Source organism: Streptomyces sp. NPDC107498 (genome assembly GCF_055582805.1).
Genome location: NZ_JBVJPE010000024.1, coordinates 44890 through 62719 on the forward strand (window position 1 = coordinate 44890; position 17830 = coordinate 62719).

At 74.2% G+C, this 17830-nt stretch carries 19 protein-coding genes; 9 read left to right on the forward strand and 10 right to left on the reverse strand.

Translation table 11 applies throughout. The annotated features are described in order from the left end of the window. Window positions 1-35 precede the first annotated feature (35 nt). Complete coding sequence (gene dtd / locus ACZ66Z_RS31090; protein WP_469938816.1) at window positions 36-461, reverse strand: D-aminoacyl-tRNA deacylase; 426 nt, start codon at window positions 459-461, stop codon at window positions 36-38. Between the two features lie 140 nt (window positions 462-601). Here dtd and ACZ66Z_RS31095 point away from each other — a divergent pair, with 140 nt between their 5' ends. The 4 genes from ACZ66Z_RS31095 (at window position 602) to ACZ66Z_RS31110 (ending at window position 5282) form a co-directional block, all read left to right on the forward strand. Beyond that, window positions 602-1216 carry an RsiG family protein gene (locus ACZ66Z_RS31095; protein ID WP_469938818.1) on the forward strand — a complete coding sequence of 205 codons (615 nt, stop codon included), beginning with the start codon at window positions 602-604 and terminating at the stop codon, window positions 1214-1216. A gap of 55 nt (window positions 1217-1271) precedes the next feature. After that, entirely contained in the window at window positions 1272-2516 is a 1245-nt protein-coding gene (locus ACZ66Z_RS31100) for a GNAT family N-acetyltransferase (RefSeq protein ID WP_469938819.1), read from the forward strand. Between the two features lie 30 nt (window positions 2517-2546). Then, window positions 2547-3206: a TetR/AcrR family transcriptional regulator gene (locus ACZ66Z_RS31105; protein ID WP_469938821.1), complete on the forward strand. Its 660-nt coding sequence runs from the start codon at window positions 2547-2549 to the stop codon at window positions 3204-3206. A 90-nt stretch (window positions 3207-3296) separates the two neighbouring features. Further along, window positions 3297-5282, forward strand: a complete 1986-nt coding sequence (locus tag ACZ66Z_RS31110; RefSeq protein WP_469938823.1) for a HelD family protein — start codon at window positions 3297-3299, stop codon at window positions 5280-5282. Between the two features lie 67 nt (window positions 5283-5349). On the opposite strand, the gene ACZ66Z_RS31115 is transcribed toward ACZ66Z_RS31110, so the two are convergent. The 5 genes from ACZ66Z_RS31115 to ACZ66Z_RS31135 form a co-directional block, all read right to left on the reverse strand. Next, window positions 5350-6726, reverse strand: a complete 1377-nt coding sequence (locus ACZ66Z_RS31115) for an MFS transporter (RefSeq protein WP_469938907.1) — start codon at window positions 6724-6726, stop codon at window positions 5350-5352. Window positions 6727-6868: 142 nt separating this feature from the next. Then, complete coding sequence (locus ACZ66Z_RS31120; RefSeq protein ID WP_469938825.1) at window positions 6869-7354, reverse strand: MarR family winged helix-turn-helix transcriptional regulator; 486 nt, start codon at window positions 7352-7354, stop codon at window positions 6869-6871. A 128-nt stretch (window positions 7355-7482) separates the two neighbouring features. Continuing rightward, on the reverse strand, window positions 7483-8067 hold the full coding sequence (locus tag ACZ66Z_RS31125; RefSeq protein ID WP_469938826.1) for a DinB family protein: 585 nt from the start codon (window positions 8065-8067) through the stop codon (window positions 7483-7485). 60 nt (window positions 8068-8127) lie between these two features. Further along, a complete protein-coding gene (locus tag ACZ66Z_RS31130) occupies window positions 8128-8544 on the reverse strand; it encodes a VOC family protein (RefSeq protein WP_469938828.1) in 417 nt (138 codons plus the stop codon). 10 nt (window positions 8545-8554) lie between these two features. Next, window positions 8555-9022, reverse strand: coding sequence for a helix-turn-helix transcriptional regulator (locus ACZ66Z_RS31135; protein WP_469938830.1), 468 nt, complete (start codon window positions 9020-9022; stop codon window positions 8555-8557). Between the two features lie 92 nt (window positions 9023-9114). Between ACZ66Z_RS31135 and ACZ66Z_RS31140 the strand changes: the two genes are divergently transcribed. The 3 genes from ACZ66Z_RS31140 to ACZ66Z_RS31150 all read left to right on the forward strand — a co-directional run bounded on the left by ACZ66Z_RS31140 (window position 9115) and on the right by ACZ66Z_RS31150 (window position 10576). Continuing rightward, on the forward strand, window positions 9115-9507 hold the full coding sequence (locus tag ACZ66Z_RS31140) for a helix-turn-helix domain-containing protein (RefSeq protein WP_469938832.1): 393 nt from the start codon (window positions 9115-9117) through the stop codon (window positions 9505-9507). A 37-nt stretch (window positions 9508-9544) separates the two neighbouring features. Further along, window positions 9545-10141, forward strand: a complete 597-nt coding sequence (locus ACZ66Z_RS31145; RefSeq protein ID WP_469938833.1) for a hypothetical protein — start codon at window positions 9545-9547, stop codon at window positions 10139-10141. Between the two features lie 90 nt (window positions 10142-10231). Then, window positions 10232-10576 (forward strand): DUF2516 family protein, encoded by a 345-nt coding sequence (locus ACZ66Z_RS31150; RefSeq protein ID WP_469938835.1) that lies wholly within the window; start codon window positions 10232-10234, stop codon window positions 10574-10576. 36 nt (window positions 10577-10612) lie between these two features. On the opposite strand, the gene ACZ66Z_RS31155 is transcribed toward ACZ66Z_RS31150, so the two are convergent. The 3 genes from ACZ66Z_RS31155 to ACZ66Z_RS31165 form a co-directional block, all read right to left on the reverse strand. Then, window positions 10613-11848: a PP2C family protein-serine/threonine phosphatase gene (locus ACZ66Z_RS31155; protein ID WP_469938837.1), complete on the reverse strand. Its 1236-nt coding sequence runs from the start codon at window positions 11846-11848 to the stop codon at window positions 10613-10615. Between the two features lie 323 nt (window positions 11849-12171). Further along, complete coding sequence (locus ACZ66Z_RS31160; protein ID WP_469938838.1) at window positions 12172-13221, reverse strand: C40 family peptidase; 1050 nt, start codon at window positions 13219-13221, stop codon at window positions 12172-12174. Between the two features lie 325 nt (window positions 13222-13546). Beyond that, window positions 13547-14341 carry a class I SAM-dependent methyltransferase gene (locus tag ACZ66Z_RS31165; protein WP_469938840.1) on the reverse strand — a complete coding sequence of 265 codons (795 nt, stop codon included), beginning with the start codon at window positions 14339-14341 and terminating at the stop codon, window positions 13547-13549. A 205-nt stretch (window positions 14342-14546) separates the two neighbouring features. On the opposite strand from ACZ66Z_RS31165, the gene mshA reads away from it, so the two are divergent. Next, on the forward strand, window positions 14547-15914 hold the full coding sequence (mshA, locus tag ACZ66Z_RS31170) for a D-inositol-3-phosphate glycosyltransferase (RefSeq protein ID WP_469938842.1): 1368 nt from the start codon (window positions 14547-14549) through the stop codon (window positions 15912-15914). After that, entirely contained in the window at window positions 15907-16407 is a 501-nt protein-coding gene (locus ACZ66Z_RS31175; RefSeq protein ID WP_469938844.1) for a type III secretion system chaperone family protein, read from the forward strand. Before mshA ends, ACZ66Z_RS31175 begins: the two co-directional genes overlap by 8 nt. A gap of 78 nt (window positions 16408-16485) precedes the next feature. On the opposite strand, the gene ACZ66Z_RS31180 is transcribed toward ACZ66Z_RS31175, so the two are convergent. Further along, window positions 16486-17772 carry an MDR family MFS transporter gene (locus ACZ66Z_RS31180; protein ID WP_469938845.1) on the reverse strand — a complete coding sequence of 429 codons (1287 nt, stop codon included), beginning with the start codon at window positions 17770-17772 and terminating at the stop codon, window positions 16486-16488. Window positions 17773-17830: the final 58 nt, after the last annotated feature.

Consider the following 17830-nt stretch of genomic DNA (forward strand, 5'->3'; position numbering starts at 1 on the left):
TCGTCGAGCCGTGGGCGGCCGTCGCGGCCCGGGGCTCAGACCTCGATCAGTACCGTGAACGGGCCGTTGTTCGTGAGGGAGACGCTCATCTTCGCGCCGAACCGGCCCGTCTCCACGTGCGCGCCGAGGGCGCGGAGCTGTCGGACGACCTCGTCGACGAGGGGTTCGGCGACCGGGCCGGGGGCCGCGGCGTTCCAGGTGGGGCGGCGGCCCTTGCGGGCGTCTCCGTAGAGGGTGAACTGGGAGACGACGAGCAGCGGCGCGTTCACGTCGGAGCACGACTTCTCGTCGTCCAGTACTCGGACGGACCAGAGCTTTCTGGCCAATTGGGCGGCCTTCTCCGGGGTGTCGTCGTGGGTCACCCCGACCAGGACGCACAGCCCCTCGCCGGTGATCTCCCCGACGGTCTCCCCTGCGACGACGACGCTCGCGCCGTCGACCCTCTGCACCACTGCTCGCATGCGCACCAACCTACCGAGCGGGTCGCGGGCCGAAGGACGAGGGGCCGAACGGGTGCAGAGCGCCTGCACGCGCGCGGGCGGGGTGGCACCATGCGTGGGAGGCGGTGCGGCCGACCGCACCGGTCGAGGGGACGATTCTCATGAGTGCACCTGGAACCGGGCCGACGCCGTCCGGTCCCGTACCGCTGATCCGCTCCGGAACCCGGGGCGGAGGACCGGGCGGAGGACCCGTGGCGCGCCCACCCGCACAGCGGTCCGCCGACCCGGCGGACCGGACGCGGCCCGACCTCGGTGCCCTGCGGCTGCCGGAGTTGCGGGCGCTGCGCCGGGACGCGCAGAGCGACGAGGCCGACCTGAGCTACGTGCGCCGGATGCTCCAGGGCCGGATCGACATCCTGCGGGCCGAGCTGGCGCGGCGGACCGATCCGGAGGCCCCGGTCCTCGACCGGCTCTCCGAGATCCTCGCCGACGTGCCCTCGCGGCACCGCAGCTCGGCGCGGCACGTGACGCTGTCGACCCCGCGCGGCGAGGAGTACCGGACGCTCGCGACCGAGATGCTGTCGGAGGTCGAGCTGTCGGACCTGACGGCGCGGACGGACGACGAGCTGCACGCGGCGATGGGCAGGCTCGCGGGGCACGAGCAGGAGGTCTCGCGGCGCCGTCAGCACCTCCAGCGGACCGCCGACGACTGCAGCGCGGAGATCGCCCGCCGCTACCGGGAGGGCGAGGCCCAGGTCGACGACCTGCTGGCCTGACCGGGCCCGGAAAAGTCGGGTGCGGCGCCGATCGCGCCGTGCGTAGGGTCGGGGGATGGGTATCGACGTGCGCGCGGTGACGGAGCCCGAGTTCCGCGACTGGCAGCGGGCGCTGCGCACCGGGTTCCTCAGGACTCCGGTCGTCTCCGACGAGGAGGTCGCGGACCGGCTGGCCCACGCGGACCTCGCGCGGACGCTCGGCGCCTTCGACCGGGGCCGGATCGTCGCCACCTTCCGGTCCTTCCGGCAGGAGGTCAGCACGGTCGGCGGCGGTGCTCTGGCCGCCGACGCGATCACCCAGGTCACGGTCTCGCCGACGCACCGCAGGCGCGGGCTGCTCAGCCGCATGATGGCCGCGGACCTCGCCGCGGCGAAGGAGCGGGGCGACGCGGTCGCGACCCTGATCGCCGCCGAGTACCCGATCTACGGGCGGTTCGGCTTCGGTCCGGCGAGCTGGGCCGCCGAGTGGAGCGTCGACGTGAACCGGGCCGGTCTCGACCCGCGCCGATCGGGTCGACCGGAGGACGGCGGCCGGATCGATCTGACGGACGGCGACGAGATACGCGAGGTGGGCCCCGAGGTGCACCGCCGGCTGGCCGGCGTCCGCGCCGGGGTCACGAACCGCGACCGGCGCGGCTGGGAGCAGGGCACGGGCCTCGGCCACCAGAGCCATCCGTGGCAGGAGCCGTACTACGCGGTGTACCGGTCGGAGTCCGGCGAGGTCGAGGGGTACGTCGCGTACACCGCCGACGACCGGTGGGACGACGCGAAGCGCCCGCTGAACACGGCGACCGTGCGCGACCTCATCGCCGTCACCCCGGCCGCCGAGCGCGCGCTGTGGCACTACCTCTGCTCGGTCGACTGGATCGCCACGGTCCGGTCCGGCCACCGGGCGCCCGACGACCCGCTGCCGCTGCTGCTGCCCGACCCGCGCGCGGCCAGGACGCTGACGTACGTGGACATGCTGTGGGTCCGGGTCCTGGACGTGGTCCGGGTCCTGGAGGGCCGGACCTATCCGGTGGAGGACGGCCTCGTCCTGGAGGTGCGGGACGCCGACGGGTTGGCCGGCGGCCGCTTCCGGCTCGACGCCTCCCCGACGGGCGCGGCCTGTGCCCGTACGACCGGGGTGGCCGATCTCGCCCTCGACGTCGCGGAGGTGGGCACGCTCGCGTTCGGTGACGAGTCGGCCGTGCGGCTGTCCCGGCTCGGGCGCGTGGAGGAGCTGACGCCCGGCGCGGCCGTCCGTGCCGACCTGCTGTTCCGCACCCCGCTGCGGCCCTTCTCGCCCGACGTCTTCTGAGGCCGGGCGCTCCCGGGCGGGCGTCCTAGGATGGGCGTCCTACGAAGGAGGCGCCCGGTGGCGGAGGACGGTGTGACCGGGCCGGCCGGTCTTCGCGAGCGGAAGAAGGCGCGGACCCGGCAGGCCCTGTCGGACGCGGCCGTCGCGCTCTTCCTGGAGAAGGGTTTCGACGCGGTGTCCGTCGCGGAGGTGGCCGCCGCCGCCGAGGTCTCGAAGCCGACCCTCTTCCGCTACTTTCCCGCCAAGGAGGACCTGGTCCTGCACCGGTTCGCCGATCACGAGGACGAGTCCGCGCGCGTGGTGGAGGCCGGGCGGGCCCGCGGCACGGCGCCGCTCGACGCGCTGCACGCGCACCTGTCGGACGGGCTCTCGCGGCGCGATCCGGTCACCGGGCTCTGTGACGTGCCGGCGGTCCTGGCGTACCACCGGCTCCTGTACGGGACGCCGGCCCTGCTCGCCGGGATCCACGCCTACCAGCAGCGGTCGGAGGAGGCCCTCGCACGGGCGCTCGGCGGCGACCCGCTGTCGGCGCGGCTCGCGGCCGGGCAGATCGTGGCCGTGCTGCGGGTCCTGGCGAACGAGAACGTGGCGCGGCTGACGGCCGGCGAGGCGATGGAAGCGGTGGCGGGGGACGCGGTGGCGGCGGCGGAGGCGGCGTTCCGGTCGCTGCGGGAGGGCCTGCCGTACTGACCGACCGCCGAGGGGAACGGCCGTGCCGACCACTCGGCGTTCCTGAGTAAAAAATGTAACCCGGTAACGCTTTCCGTTAGTCTTGGCGGAATGACGTCACTGGACCTCGAGCTCGCCCGCGAACGCTCCCACCACGACGCCTGCCGCGCCGCCCTGATCCGCATGACCGAGGACGTGGCCGAGCAGGTCGTCACCGGCGAGGACGTCGCCGCCTCCGGCGCCGACGCCGAAGTGCTCGGCCACCACCTGCGCAGCCGCGCCAAGGAGATGGGCGAGCAGCCGCCCGGCCCCCTGTTCTTCGGCCGCCTCGACCGCGAGGACGGCCAGGTCCACCACATCGGCCGCCGCCGGATCGCCGAGCACCCGGCCGCCCCGCCGCTCGTCGTCGACTGGCGCGCGCCCGTCTCCCGCGCCTACTACCAGGCCGGTGCGCACGACCCGCAGGGCGTCCTGCGCCGCCGCCGCTTCGGCTGGGCCCCGAACAGCCGGGGCGCGACCGAGGACCTGACCGCCCTGGAGGACGAACGCCTCGCGGACGGCGGCACGGGAACGGTCAGCGCCCTCCTCGCCGGCGAGATCGAGCGCCCCCGGGTCGGCCCCATGCGGGACATCGCCGCCACCATCCAGCCCGAGCAGGACGACCTCGTGCGCTCCGGGCCGGCCGCCTCCCTGTGCGTGCAGGGCGCCCCCGGCACCGGCAAGACCGCCGTGGGCCTGCACCGGGCCGCGTACCTCCTCTACACACACCCGCAGCGGATCCGCCGCTCCGGCCTCCTCGTCCTCGGCCCCCACCGGGCCTTCCTCTCGTACATCGCCGAAGTGCTGCCCTCGCTCGGCGAGACCGGGATCCGGCAGGCCACCCTCGACGAGGAGATCGCCCGCCACCCCGTCCGGGCCGAGGACGACGAGGCGGCGGCCCGGACCAAGCACGACCCCCGGATGGCGCGGGTGCTGCACCGCGCGCTGTACGGCAGGGTCGACCCGGCCCCGGCGGAGGACCTGGCCGTCCCCGACGGCTCGTACCACTGGCGGCTCCCGGCGGCGGAGCTCGCCGCGATCGTCTCGGCGGTACGGGCGGAGGCCCCGCCCTACGCGACCGGCCGCGAACGGGTCCGCGCCCGGGTCCTCCGGGCCCTCCAGCTCCGGGCCGAACGCCGCTCGGGGCCCATGGGGGCGGCCTGGGCGCGGCGGATCGAACGGGCGCGGGCGGTGACGGCGTTCCTCGACGCGTGCTGGCCGAGGACAACGCCGGAGGAGGTCCTCGCGGAGGTCCTGACGGATCCGTCCGACCCCGCCCTGACCGAGGAGGAGCTCGCCGCGATCCGCTGGGCGCGGCCGCCGCGCTCGTACCGTTCGGCGCGCTGGACCGCCGCCGACCTCGTCCTCCTCGACGAGCTCGCCGGTCTGATCGAACGCCCCGAGAGCTACGGGCACGTCGTCGTCGACGAGGCCCAGGACCTCTCGCCCATGCAGTGCCGGGCCATCGCCCGCCGCACCGGGTTCGGCTCGCTCACCGTCCTCGGGGACCTCGCCCAGGGCACCACCCCGTGGGCGGCCCGCGCCTGGGACGAGCAGCTGGCGCACCTGGGCAAGGCCGGGACGCCGGTCGTGCCGCTGACCCTCGGCTACCGGGTGCCGGCGGCGATCGTCGACCTCGCCAACCGCCTCCTGCCACGGCTCGGCGCCGACGTGCCCGCGGGACGTTCGGTGCGCCGGGACGGGGAGGTGACGGTCCATCGGACGACGGACCTGGTCGCCGGGGCCCGCGAGGCCGTGCGGGCCGCGCTCGCGGCGGAGGGCTCGGTGGGAGTCATCACGGCGGACGGGCTGGTCGACGCGGTGGCCGCAGGGGTGGCCGAGGAGGTGAGGGGGTGCGGGGAGCGGGTGACCGTGCTGCCCGCCACCGTCGTCAAGGGCCTGGAGTTCGACCACGTCGTGGTCGTCGAACCGGCCGCGATCGTGGCGGCCGAGGCGCGCGGGCCGAACCGGCTGTACGTGGTGCTCACCCGGGCGGTGTCGCGCCTCGCGCTGGTGCACGCGGCGGAGCTGCCGGAGTGTCTCCGTACGACCCCGTGAGTCCGGCGGCGGTGGCCCCGTCGCCGGGTCCGGAGGAACAGCGGGGCGGCGACGGGCCGGCCGGCTCTCACGCCGCCGTGGTCATCTCCCGGGACTCGGCGGTGGCGGCCGGGCGCAGGACGGTGAGGGCGACGGTCAGGGCGAGGAGGAGGAGACCCGCGCCGACGCCGAAGGCGAGGTGGTAGCCGCCCGTCAGCGCCTCGGGCCCGGGCCGGCCGGCGGCCGTGAGGGACTCGGTGCGGGCGGCGGCGAGGGTGGAGAGGGCCGCGACGCCGAGGGCCATGCCGATCTGCTGGGTGGTGTTGAAGAGCCCGGAGGCCAGGCCCGCGTCGGCCTCCTCCGCGCCGGACATGGCGAGCCCGGTGAGGGCGGGGAGCGCGAGGCCGAAGCCTGCGGCGAGCAGCATCACGGGGAGCAGGTCGGCGGCGTACGAGGCGTGGACGGGGACGCGGGCCAGCAGGCCGAGGACGCCGACGAGCAGGACGAGGCCGGCGAGCAGGACGTTCCGCTCGCCGAAGCGGGCGATGAGGGGGGCCGAGGCGCCGAGCGAGACGGCGCCGATGACGAGCGCGGCGGGCAGCATCGCGAAGCCGGTCCCGGCGGCCCCGTACCCGAGGACCTTCTGCAGGTAGAGGGCGACGAGGACCTGGAAGGAGAAGAGCGCGGCGACCATGAGCATCTGGACGGCGTTCGCGCCGGCGACGCTGCGGGAGTGGAGGATCCGCAGCGGCATGAGGGGGGTCGCGGCCTTCGCCTGACGGAGCAGGAAGCCGGCCAGGAGGGCGAGGGCCAGGCCCCCGAAGCCGAGGGTGTGCGCCGAACCGGCCCCGTGCGCCTCGATCCTGACGACGGCGTAGATCCCGGCCACGAGGCCGCCGGTCACGAGCAGCGCGCCGATGACGTCGGCGCCGGCCCCGAGGCCCGGGGCGCGGTCGGCGGGGAGGGCGCGGAGGGCGACGAGGACGGTGGCGACGCCGATGGGCAGGTTGATGAAGAAGATCCAGTTCCAGGCGAGGGCGTCGGTGAGGACGCCGCCGAGGACCTGGCCGAGGGAGGCGCCGGCGGCGCCGGTGAAGCTGAACACGGCGATGGCGCGGGCGCGTTCGCGGGGCTCGGTGAAGAGGGTGACGAGGATGCCGAGGCCGACGGCGGAGGCCGTCGCGCTGCCGACGCCCTGGAGGAAGCGTGCGGCGACGAGGACGGCGGGGGAGGCGGCGACTCCTGCGAGGAGCGAGGCGGCGGTGAAGATCCCGGTGCCCGCGAGGAACATCCGTCTGCGGCCGACGAGGTCGCCGAACCGTCCGGCGAGGAGGAGGAGCGAGCCGAAGGCGATCAGGTAGGCGTTGACGACCCAGCTGAGGCCGGCGGGGGTGAAGCCGAGGTCGCCCTGGATGGCGGGCATGGCGACGGTGACGATGCTGCCGTCGAGGACCGTCATCAGCATGCCGGTGGCGAGGACGCCGAGGGCGAGGCGGGGACCGGAGGGCGCGGTGGGCACGGGGATCTCTCCTGTTCGACGGAGGCGACAGGAGTGACGTTAGCAGATGGTTTTGTTGCAGACTATTTTTTACGGGAGGAGTTCGGCCTCATGCCCGCTGACGGGCCCGGCGGGCAGGCCTGGGGCTCTCGACGGCGGTCCCCAGAGGGCCGGTGACCAGTCGGTCCAGGGCGCGCAGCAGGACCTCGCGCTCGTCGTCGGGGAGGGAGGAGAGGGCGCCCTCGTGGACGCCGTCGACGATCTCCTGGCTCTGCCGCGCCACCTCGGCCCCCGCCTCGGTGACGGCGATGATCCGCGCCCGGCGGTCGGTGGTGGACGGCCTGCGCTCGGCGAGTCCGGCCTTCTCCAGGGCGTCGACGGTCACCACCATCGTGGTCTTGTCCATGTCCCCGATCTCGGCGAGCTGCGCCTGGGTCCGCTCCTCCTCCAGGGCGTGCACCAGCACGCAGTGCATGCGCGCGGTGAGCCCGATCTCCCCGAGCGCGGCCGCCATGCGCGTCCGCAGGACGTGACTGGTGTGGTCGAGGAGGTAGGAGAGGTCGGGCTCGGTGCGGGTGGGGGCCATGGAGGTCATGCGTGCCAGCGTAACGAGGACCGACCCGTCGCGGATCGTCACGAAGCGGACGAGTGCGGGGGCGGTGGCCGGGGACGAGTGCGGGGGGCGGTGGCCGCGCCCGCCCTCCGTCTGCCGTGGCGCGGCCCCTACACGCCCCGCGTTCCGTCGATGCGCTCGCGGAGGAGGTCCGCGTGGCCGTTGTGGCGGGCGTACTCCTCGATCAGGTGGATGAGGACCCACCGCAGGGAGACCTTCCCCCGCCACGCGTCCTCGCCCGAGACGTCGAGGTGCGGGGCCCCGGCCGTGAAGCGGTCGGAGTGGGCCACCGCCGCCCGCCAGGCCTCCCAGGCCGCCGCGACCGCCGCCGGGTCCGACGCGACCTCGTCGAAGTCCCCGTCCGGGGAGGCGGGGGAGGAGAAGAGGGGGCCCGCGTCCTGCTCGCCGGCCAGCACCCGGCGGAACCAGTGGCGCTCGACGTCGGCGAGGTGCCGGACCAGGCCGAGCAGGGAGAGGGTGGACGGTTCCACCGCCCTGAGGGCCAACTCCCCCTCCAGGCCGGCGCACTTCAGCACCAGGGTCGCCCGCTGGTCCGCCAGGAACTCGGCGAGCATCGGCAGCTCGTCCCCGGTCGCGGGGCCGGTGAAGCGCCCCGGCCCCGGGGCCGCCGTCTCGTCGAGGACGTCCGCGCGCCGCCGGGGGCCCGTGAGGTCGTCCCGCTCGTCCACCGTCATGCCGTTCCTCCTCGTCGGGCCCCCGCACATGCTGGCACGGCGGGGGCCCGGCGCGGGAGTTCAGGCCTTGGGCCGGGCGAAGCGGATCACGTTGCCGGCCGGGTCGCGGAAGGCGCAGTCGCGGACGCCGTAGTGCTGGTCGACCGGCTCCTGGAGCACCTCGCCGCCGGCCTCCCGGACGCGTTCGAAGGTGGCGTCGACGTCCTCGGTGGAGAAGATCACGCCGCGCAGCAGGCCCTTGGCGAGGAGGTTCCTGACCGCCTCGCGGTCGGCCTCCGGGGCGTCGGGGTCGGGGAGCGGGGTCTCGAGGACGACCGCCACGTCCGGCTGCGCGGGCGAGCCCAGGGTCACCCAGCGCATCCCCTCGTAGCCGACGTCGTTGCGGACCTCCAGGCCGAGGGCGTCCCGGTAGAAACCGAGCGCCTCGTCGGCGTCGTCGACGGTGATGAAGCACTGGGAGAGCTTGATGTCGTTCATGCCGTCGACGCTACGGCGAGGCGCTCGAACCCGCTTCTCCGTTCCTGACCGGTTCGGCGCCACGCGCGGCGTCCCGTGCGCTTCCGCCGTTCTTCACGGGCCGCGTGAGCACCTTGGCGACGCACGCCGGCATCGCGGCGCCCTCCTCGTGGCTCCGCGCGCGGTACGCGCTCGGCGTCTCGCCGACCAGTTCGGTGAAGCGCGAGCTGAACGACCCGAGCGACGTGCAGCCGACCTCGAAGCAGACCTCGGTGACGCTCAGGTCCCCCCGCCGCAGCAGCGCCTTCGCCCGCTCCACGCGGCGGGTCATCAGATAGCTGTACGGCGTCTCGCCGAACGCGGTGCGGAAGCTGCGGGCGAAGTGCCCCGTCGACATCAGGGCGACCCTGGCCAGGGCCGGGACGTCCAGCGGCGAGGCGTAGTCGCGGTCCATCGTGTCCCGCGCGCGGCGCAGTCGTCTCAGGTCGTCCAGGTCCACGCCCCCAGCATCGCACGGCCCGCCCCACCCTGGGCGCGACTTTTGCAAGCGCCTGCTTGCAATAGTTAGCAATGGCTGGCATGGTCGAGGACATGGCATCGCTCAACGTCGGCAACCTCGGCGAGTACCTCCGCGAACAGCGGCGGACCGCGCAGCTCTCCCTGCGTCAGCTCGCCGACGCCGCCGGGGTGTCGAACCCGTACCTCAGCCAGATCGAGCGCGGGCTGCGCAAGCCCAGCGCCGAGGTCCTGCAGCAGGTCGCGAAGGCGCTGCGGATCTCCGCCGAGACGCTCTACGTACGGGCCGGGATCCTCGACGAGAAGGAGCGGGACGAGCTGGAGACGCGCGCCGTCATCCTGGCCGATCCCTCGATCAACGAGCGGCAGAAGCAGGTGCTGCTCCAGATCTACGACTCCTTCCGCAAGGAGAACGCCGCCGACGCCACCGCGACGGCCGACGTGGAGGCCGCACCGCCTTCGAGCTAGCCCGCACCAGTACGTCACATCCGGGAGGACCACCAGCATGGCCATCATCGACGAACTGCGTACCCCCCTCTACTTCGCCGCCGGCACCGCCGACCTCGCCGTCCAGCAGGCCAGGAAGGTTCCCGGCCTGATCGAGCAGATCGCCGCCGAGGCGCCCGCCCGCATCGACGCCGTACGGAAGACCGACCCGAAGGCCGTCCAGGAGAAGGTGACCGCGCAGGCCAAGGAGGCCCAGGCCACCGCGCGGACGAAGTTCGCCGAGGTCGTCGGCGGCCTCGACACCGACCTCAAGAAGCTCGGCGAGACCGCCCAGGACCTGGCTCTGCGCGGGGTCGGCGTCGCCGCCGAGTACGCGGTCAAGGCGCGCGAGAAGTACGAGGAGGTCGCCGCGCACGGCGAGGAGGCCGTCCGCGCCTGGCGCGGCGGGGTCGCCGACGAGATCACCGAGATCGCCGTCGTCGTCGAGCCGGAGTCGAGGCCCGAGCCGGAGGCGAAGCCCGAGCCCGGGGCGAAGGCGGACGGAAGCGCCGACGTCTCCGAGCCCGGGACCGGGGAAGAGGAGGCGCCCGCGCGGAAGACCACCGCCCGCAAGGCCTCCGCCAAGAAGACGCCCGTCGCCGCCGAGAAGGAGTAGGGCGGGCACTCCTGGGGGTACCCGGTGCGTTGTACCGGGTACCTTGACCGCGAGGCGCTCTCTCTCCATCCCCACTAGGCGGTGCTCAGCATGTTGCGCGCGGGATTCGACTCCCTTCTCTCCCTGGTGATCTTCCTTGTCTTCACCGGCTTCGCCGTCGCCGCGCTCGTCTTCGCCGCCATGGCGCGCGAGGACGCCTACCGCGCCGCCGACAAGCAGACGAAGAAGTTCTGGCTGATCGTCCTGGGCATCAACCTCGTCCTGAACCTGCTGCTGCCGATGCTGTTCCTCCAGATCGCGGGGCTGATCGCCGCCATCGTCTTCATGGTGGACGTGCGGCCCGCGCTCGCGCAGGTCTCCGGCGGCGGCCGGGGCGGCCGCCGCGGCGGCTCCAGCAGCGACGGACCGTACGGCCCGTACAACGGCGGCCGTTAGGCGGTACGGCTCACACGGACAAGGACCCGGGAGGTGCTACCCCCGGGTCCTGTCCCTTTCCAGGGCCAGGACGGCGACGTCGTCCGTCAGCTCGCCGCCGTTCAGGGACCGGACCTCCGTCACGGCCGCCTCGAGCAGCTCCTCGCCGCGCAGGCCCGAGGCCAGCTGGCGGTTGATCATCTCGACCATCCCGTCCTGGCCGAGCCGCGGCGAGTCGGGGCCCGCCGAGCGGCCCTCGATGAGGCCGTCCGTGTACATGAGCAGGCTCCACGCCCCGCCCAGCTCGACCTGCCGGCGCGGCCAGCGGGCGCGCGGCAGCAGCCCGAGGGCCGGGCCGCCGTCCTCGTACGGGAGGAGACGGGCGGCCCGCCCCTGCCGGGCGATCAGCGGCGAGGGGTGCCCGGCCAGGCAGAGCCCGGCCCGGCGCCCGTCGGGCGCGATGTCGACGGTGCAGAGGGTCGCGAAGATCTCGTCGCTCTCCCGCTCGTGTTCCAGGACCTGCTGCATCGTGGAGAGCAGCTCGTCCCCGCAGAGGCCCGCGAAGGTCAGCGCCCGCCAGGCGATCCGCAGCTCGACGCCGAGCGCGGCCTCGTCGGGGCCGTGCCCGCAGACGTCGCCGATCATGGCGTGGACGGTGCCGTCGGGGGTGCGGACGGTGTCGTAGAAGTCGCCGCCGAGCAGGGCGCGGGAGCGGCCGGGCCGGTAGTGGGCGGCGAAGCGCAGGTCGGAGCCCTCCAGGAGCGGGGTCGGCAGCAGCCCGCGTTCGAGCCGGGCGTTCTCCTGGGCGCGCAGCCGGGACTCGGCGAGCTTCACCTGGACGGCGTCGGCCCGCTTGCGTTCCACGGCGTACCGGATGGCCCGGCTGAGCAGCCGCCCGTCGAGCTCCTCGCGGAAGAGGTGGTCCTGGGCCCCGACGCGCACCGCCTCGGCCGCCAGTTCGGCGTCGGCGGAGGCCGCGAGCGCGAGGACGGCGTGGCGCGGGGCGAGGCGCAGGATGTGCCGCAGCGGGGCGAGCGGGTCGTCGCCGGCGGCGGCCCGGGGGCCGGGCAGGGAGAGGTCGACGAGGACGCAGTGGACGTCGTCGGTGAGGAGCCGCTCGGCCTCGGTGAGGTTCCGGGCGGTGCGGATGCGGACCCGTGTGCCGGCGGCGTCGGCCGCGTCGAGCAGTTCGGGCACGGCGAGGGCACCCGCCGGGTCGTCCTCGACGACCAGGAGGGTGAGATCGGTACGGTCGGTGCCGGTGACTGTGCCTGTCATGGGAGTGGCGTCCATTGGGGTGGCCCCGCCGGGTCCCGCAGCGGCAGAGACGTTTCTCTGACGCGGTACGGATGCGGGCATCGGTCCGGGTTTCCTTCCCTCCCCCGAGGGTGCGCAGGGCGCCGGGTGGCGTCCCGCCCGTCCCGGACCATAGCGGTAGGGCGGTGCGCAGCGGAATGGTGATCAGTCCCCGAGGGCGCGCGCCGGACTTGGCATATGCCGCGGAAGGGGAGGTACTTGCCCCGTGCGGTCCCGCGAGGAGGCCCCGGACCCATGAGAAACGTCACGCGGTGGCAGTGGCGCCGGTCACGCGCCCCGGGTGCCGGAGGTGGCTCCCGTCACGAAGGACGGACCACGCCCAGGATCTCCATCGAGCCCGCGCCCGCGAGGGTCACGTTCCGCCCCGGGCGCGGCGCGTGCACGATCATCCCGTTCCCGACGTACATCCCGATGTGGCTCGCGTCCTTGAAGTAGACGATCAGGTCGCCGGGCCGCATGTCCCCGATGTCCACGTGCGGCAGGAGCCGCCACTGCTCCTGCGAGGTGCGCGGGATGCCCTGGCCGGCCGCGCCCCAGGCGCTCTGGGTCAGCCCGGAGCAGTCGTACGAGAGCGGTCCCTCGGCGCCCCAGACGTACGGCTTGCCGATCTGGGCCGTCGCGAACTCGACCGCCTTCCTGCCCTCCGTGGTCGCGCCCTCCTTCAGGCCCTTGAGGACGCCGGTGCCGAGCCAGGTCGTCTGGGCCCGGTTCTGGGCCTGCTCCTCCAGGAGCCGCAGCCGCTCGCGCTCCTCGGCGGCGAGCTCGGACTCCAGCTTCTCGGCGGCGGCGATCCTGTCGTTGATCTCCTTCTTCGCCTTCGCCTGCCGGACGCGGTTGGCCTCCAGTTTGGTCCAGTTGGCGCCGGCGTCCTTGGCGTACGTGTCCAACTCGGCCTGGGCGCGGACCATCTCGCCCAGGAGGTCGTGGGTGGCCTTCGCGCCGGCCTGGAGCCGTCCGGTGGCGTCGAGGAAGAGCTGCGGGTCGTTCGTGAGGACGAGCTGCGCGCCGTCCGGGAGTCCGCCGTTGCGGTACTGGGCGCGGGCGGCGGCGCCGGCCTTGGCCTTGAGGTTCTCGATCTTCTCGCGGCCGTCCGTGATCATCCGGGCGAGCCGGACGATCTCGGCGGACTGCTCCTTCGTCTTCTCCTCGGCGAGGTTGTACGCGTCGGTGGCGACGGCGGCCTTGCGGTACAGGTCGTCGATCTCCGCGCGCACCTCCTCCAGGCTCTTCCTCGGCGGGGGAGGCGGGAGCGGCGCGGCGGCGGCCTGGAGGGTCAGCGCGGGAGAGGCCAGCACGGTCAGGGCGCAGATCACGGTGATCGCGGCGATGGCGTGGCGGCGTCGGTTCACGAGCTCCCCCTCGAGTGACCCATATCTGATTTACCGTCAGTAACTTGGTGGTGGCCTGGCGATAGTGCCATGCGGAACCGGAAAACGACAGGGGAAACCGGGGCCTGGCGAGCCCGCTCCCCCCACGGGTGACGAGTGATGCGCGTGTGGCGTTCCCTGCGCACGGGAAATTCAGTGGGAGTTGGGGAAAAAGGGGGAGGAGAGCCCCGGCGGAAGCGCCTGCCGACGCACCGCGGAAGCACGTGCCCCCGCACCGTCACCCACGTGCCGCCGCAGCTACCCCCCGCACCGTCACCCACGCGGCGCCACCGCTTCTTTCGGGCCCTCACCCGCGCGGCGCCAGCGCCTCCCAGCGGACCGTCACCTCGCCCTGTCGCCAGCGGCGCGGGCCGTCCGTCAGCGGCCAGTCCGCCGCGAGGTCGCGGACGGAGCGGATCCAGCGCTGCCGCGCGCCCAGCGAGGCGTACGGGGCGGCCGCGGCCCACGCCCGGTCGAAGTCCCGCAGGAAGGCGTGCACCGGCTCGCCCGGCACGTTCCGGTGGATCAGCGCCTTCGGCAGCCGTTCCGCGAGGTCCGAGGGCCGGTCGAGCGAGCCGAGCCGGGTCGCGAAGGTCACGGTGCGCGGCCCGGCCGCGTCGAGCGCCACCCACACGTGCCGGCGGCCGATCTCGTCGCAGGTCCCCTCCACCAGCAGCCCGCCGGGCGCGAGCCGCCCGCGGAGCCTCGCCCAGACGGCCGCGACCTGGTCCTCGTCGTACTGGCGCAGCACGTTCGCCGCCCGGATCAGGGCGACCCGGCCGGGCACCGGCACCTCGAAGCCGCCGTGCAGGAAGGAGAGGCCCTCCCGCTCGTACGGCTTCGCGGCCTCGACCCTGGCGGGTTCGATCTCGATGCCGTAGAGCCGGGTGCGGGGCTCGGCGGTGCGCAGCCGGGCCAGGAGCTCCACGGCGGTCCAGGGGGCGGCCCCGTATCCGAGGTCGACGGCGAGCGGGGGCTCGGGGGAGCGGCGCAGGGCGGGGCCGTGGACGGCGGCGATCCAGCGGTCCATGCGGCGCAGCCGGTTCGGGTTGGTGGTCCCGCGGGTCGGGGTGCCGACGGGGCGGGTGGTGCGCGGGGCCATGCCACGAGCGTAAGGGGTGCGGGGGAGGGCCCCGGGCGGGGCGGCGGCCCGGCAACGAATTGGCAAAGCGCCCCGCCGATGGAAATGAAAGGGGTGATTCCGATGTTGTCGCCGCTGGAGGACGCACCCCGCCCTCCACCTGCCCTGCCCGCCCAGCTCAGCCCCCGGGGCCCGTGAGCGGCCCCCGAGCGGAAGGACCGCCGACGTGAGCCAGTACGTGTCCCGGTTCACCGGTACCCGGCACCGGCACCCGGCGCCGGCCAGGCTCCGGCTCCCCGGACGGCACCGCACCCCCCGGCGCGTGGCCATGCTCAGCGTCCACACCTCGCCGCTGCACCAGCCCGGCACGGGCGACGCGGGCGGCATGAACGTCTACATCGTCGAGCTGGCCAAACGCCTCGCGGCCATCGACGTCGAGGTGGAGATCTTCACCCGGGCCACCACCGGCGGCCTCCCGCCGGTCGTCGAGCTGACCCCGGGCGTGCTCGTGCGGCACGTGGACGCCGGTCCGTACGAGGGACTGGCCAAGGAGGAGCTGCCGGCGCAGCTCTGCGCCTTCACGCACGGCGTGATGCAGGCGTGGGCGGGCCACCGCCCCGGCCACTACGACCTGGTGCACTCCCACTACTGGCTCTCCGGCCACGTCGGCTGGCTCGCCGCCGAGCGCTGGGGCGTCCCGCTCGTGCACGCCATGCACACCATGGCGAAGGTCAAGAACGCCGCGCTCGCCGAGGGTGACACGCCCGAGCCGGCGGCCCGGGTGATCGGCGAGACGCAGATCGTCGCCGCGGCGGACCGGCTGATCGCCAACACCGCGGAGGAGGCCGACGAGCTCGCCCGCTTCTACGAGGCCGACGCCGGCAAGATCGCGGTCGTGCACCCGGGCGTCAACCTCGACCGCTTCCGCCCCGCCGACGGCCGCGCCGCCGCCCGCGCCCGCCTCGGCCTCCCGCAGGACGCGTTCGTCCCGGTCTTCGCCGGCCGGATACAGCCGCTGAAGGCCCCGGACATCCTGCTGCGCGCCGCCGCCCGGCTGCTGGAGCAGGACCCCTCGCTCCGCTCCCGGATGGTCGTCCCGGTGGTCGGCGGCCCGAGCGGCAGCGGTCTGGCCAAGCCGGAACAGCTGCAGAAGCTGGCCGCCCGGCTCGGCATCGCGGACATCGTGCGCTTCCACCCGCCGGTGGGGCAGGACCGTCTCGCCGACTGGTTCCGCGCGGCGAGCGTCCTCGTCATGCCCTCGTACAGCGAGTCCTTCGGCCTGGTCGCGATCGAGGCGCAGGCGGCCGGCACCCCGGTCGTCGCGGCGGCGGTGGGCGGTCTGCCCGTGGCCGTACGGGACGACGTGACCGGCTTCCTCGTGCAGGGGCACGACCCGGCGGACTACGCCCGGGCGCTCGGCCGGTTCGTGGCGGACCCGTCGCTGTCGGCCCGGATGGGGGAGGCGGCGGCGCTGCACGCCGGCTCCTTCGGCTGGGACACGGCGGCCTCGGGCACGGCGGACGTGTACACGGCCGCCATGCACGACCACCGGCTGCGCGAGAACCGCCGTCGCGTACGCTCGCACCATGGCTGAGGACGTTCGGCGGATCATCGAGGACACGTTCAACGACGCGGAGCTGGACTGGGAGTCCCCGGAGCCCGGCTCGTACGTCGTGAAGCTCCCGGGCACGCGCAAGCTGTTCACCACGCTGTCGCTCCGGGTGGGCCGCCACTCCCTCTCCCTGAACGCCTTCGTCATCCGGCACCCCGACGAGAACGAGGCGGGCGTCCACCGCTGGCTCCTTGAGCGCAACCTCAGGCTGTACGGCGTGAGTTACGCGGTCGACGGCCTCGGCGACGTCTACCTCGCCGGCAAGCTCCCGCTCTCCGCCGTCACGCCGGAGGAGCTGGACCGGCTGCTCGGCTCGGTCCTGGAGGCGGCGGACGGCGACTTCAACACGCTCCTGGAGCTGGGCTTCGCGTCGGCGATCCGCCGGGAGTACGAGTGGCGGGTCTCGCGCGGCGAGTCGACCCGCAACCTGGACGCGTTCAAGAACCTGACCGGGAAGTCCTCGCACCAGGGGTGACGGGGCGTGCGGGGCGGGCCGGCCACCACCGGGCGAGGTGCGCCGTCGGGGGGCCGGCCCGCACGGGCGCGGACGGGGTCAGGCGCTGACGGAGGGGGCCGGGGCGACGACGGGGGCCTCGGGAGCGACGGCCGCGACCGCTGCCTCGGCCGCGACCGCTGCCTCGGCCTCGATCCCGGCCCTGGATTCGATCCCGGTCTCGATCCCGGTCTCGACGTGGTCGTCCGCGAGCGCCTTCCGCAGCCGGGTGAAGTACCCGACGGCGGCGACGACGCCGATCACGGTGGTCGCGGCCCACAGCACGTCGGGGCCGGGGCCGTCGACGATCGCGCCGGCGCCGATCGGGGCGACGAAGCCGGCGACGGCCCAGGACATGCCCATCACGCCCTGGTAGCGGCCCCGGGCGTGCTCCGGGGCGAGGCGGGCGGTGGCGGCGGCGTTCGTCGGGACGTGGATCATCTCGCCGACCGTCCAGACGACCACGGTCGCGGCGAAGGCGACGGAGGAGCCGGCGAGGGCGGTGGCGCCGGTGCCGAGGGCGAAGAGCAGGGCGGAGAGGGTCAGCAGGAGGACCGGGGAGCGCTTGTCGGTCAGCTTGTTGACGAGCAGTTGGAAACCGACGATCACGATGCCGTTGACGGCGATGACGACGCCGTACGAGGAGGGGGAGAGGCCCTGGTCCGCCATGGTGAGCGGCAGGCCGATCCACGGGGCGGTGAAGACGAGGCAGACGAGGAGGTTGAGGAGCACGAGCGTGCGGAAGGGCGCGTCGCGCAGCACGGTGAGCATGCTGACCTTCTCCTCGGCGACCGGCTCGCCCTGTGCGCCGACGGCGGCCTCGGGGCGGGTCTCGGGGAGCCGGAGGAAGACGATGACGGCGCAGAGGGTGGTGGCGACGGCGTCGACGACGAAGAGGGTGCGGTAGCCGAGGAAGGCGGCGGCGCCGCCGCCGATGGAGGCGATGGCGAAGCCGAGGTTGAGGGCCCAGTAGTTGAGGGCGTACGCCCGGCGCACCTCGTGGGCGGGGACCATGTCGGCGATGGTCGCGTTGATGGAGGGGCGGACGGCCTGCATGGCGACGCCCATGAGGAGGACGACGGCGGCGATGGCCCAGGCGCTGGTGACGACGGCGAGGGCGGCGGCGCAGGCGGCGGCCGCGAGGTGCATGGAGACCATGGTGGGGCGGCGGCCCCAGCGGTCGGTGAGCATGCCGCCGAGCGGGGAGCCGGCGACACCGCCGAGGCCGTGGAGGGCGACGACGAGACCGGCGAACCAGGCGGAGTGCCCGAGCTCGACGGTCAGGTAGAGGGAGAGGAAGGTGAGGACGAAGGCCCCGGTCCGATTGACCAGGGTCGACAGCCACAACCACCAGAAACCTTGGGGAAGACCGGAGACCGTCGCCCGGGCTGATCGTCTGAGCGAA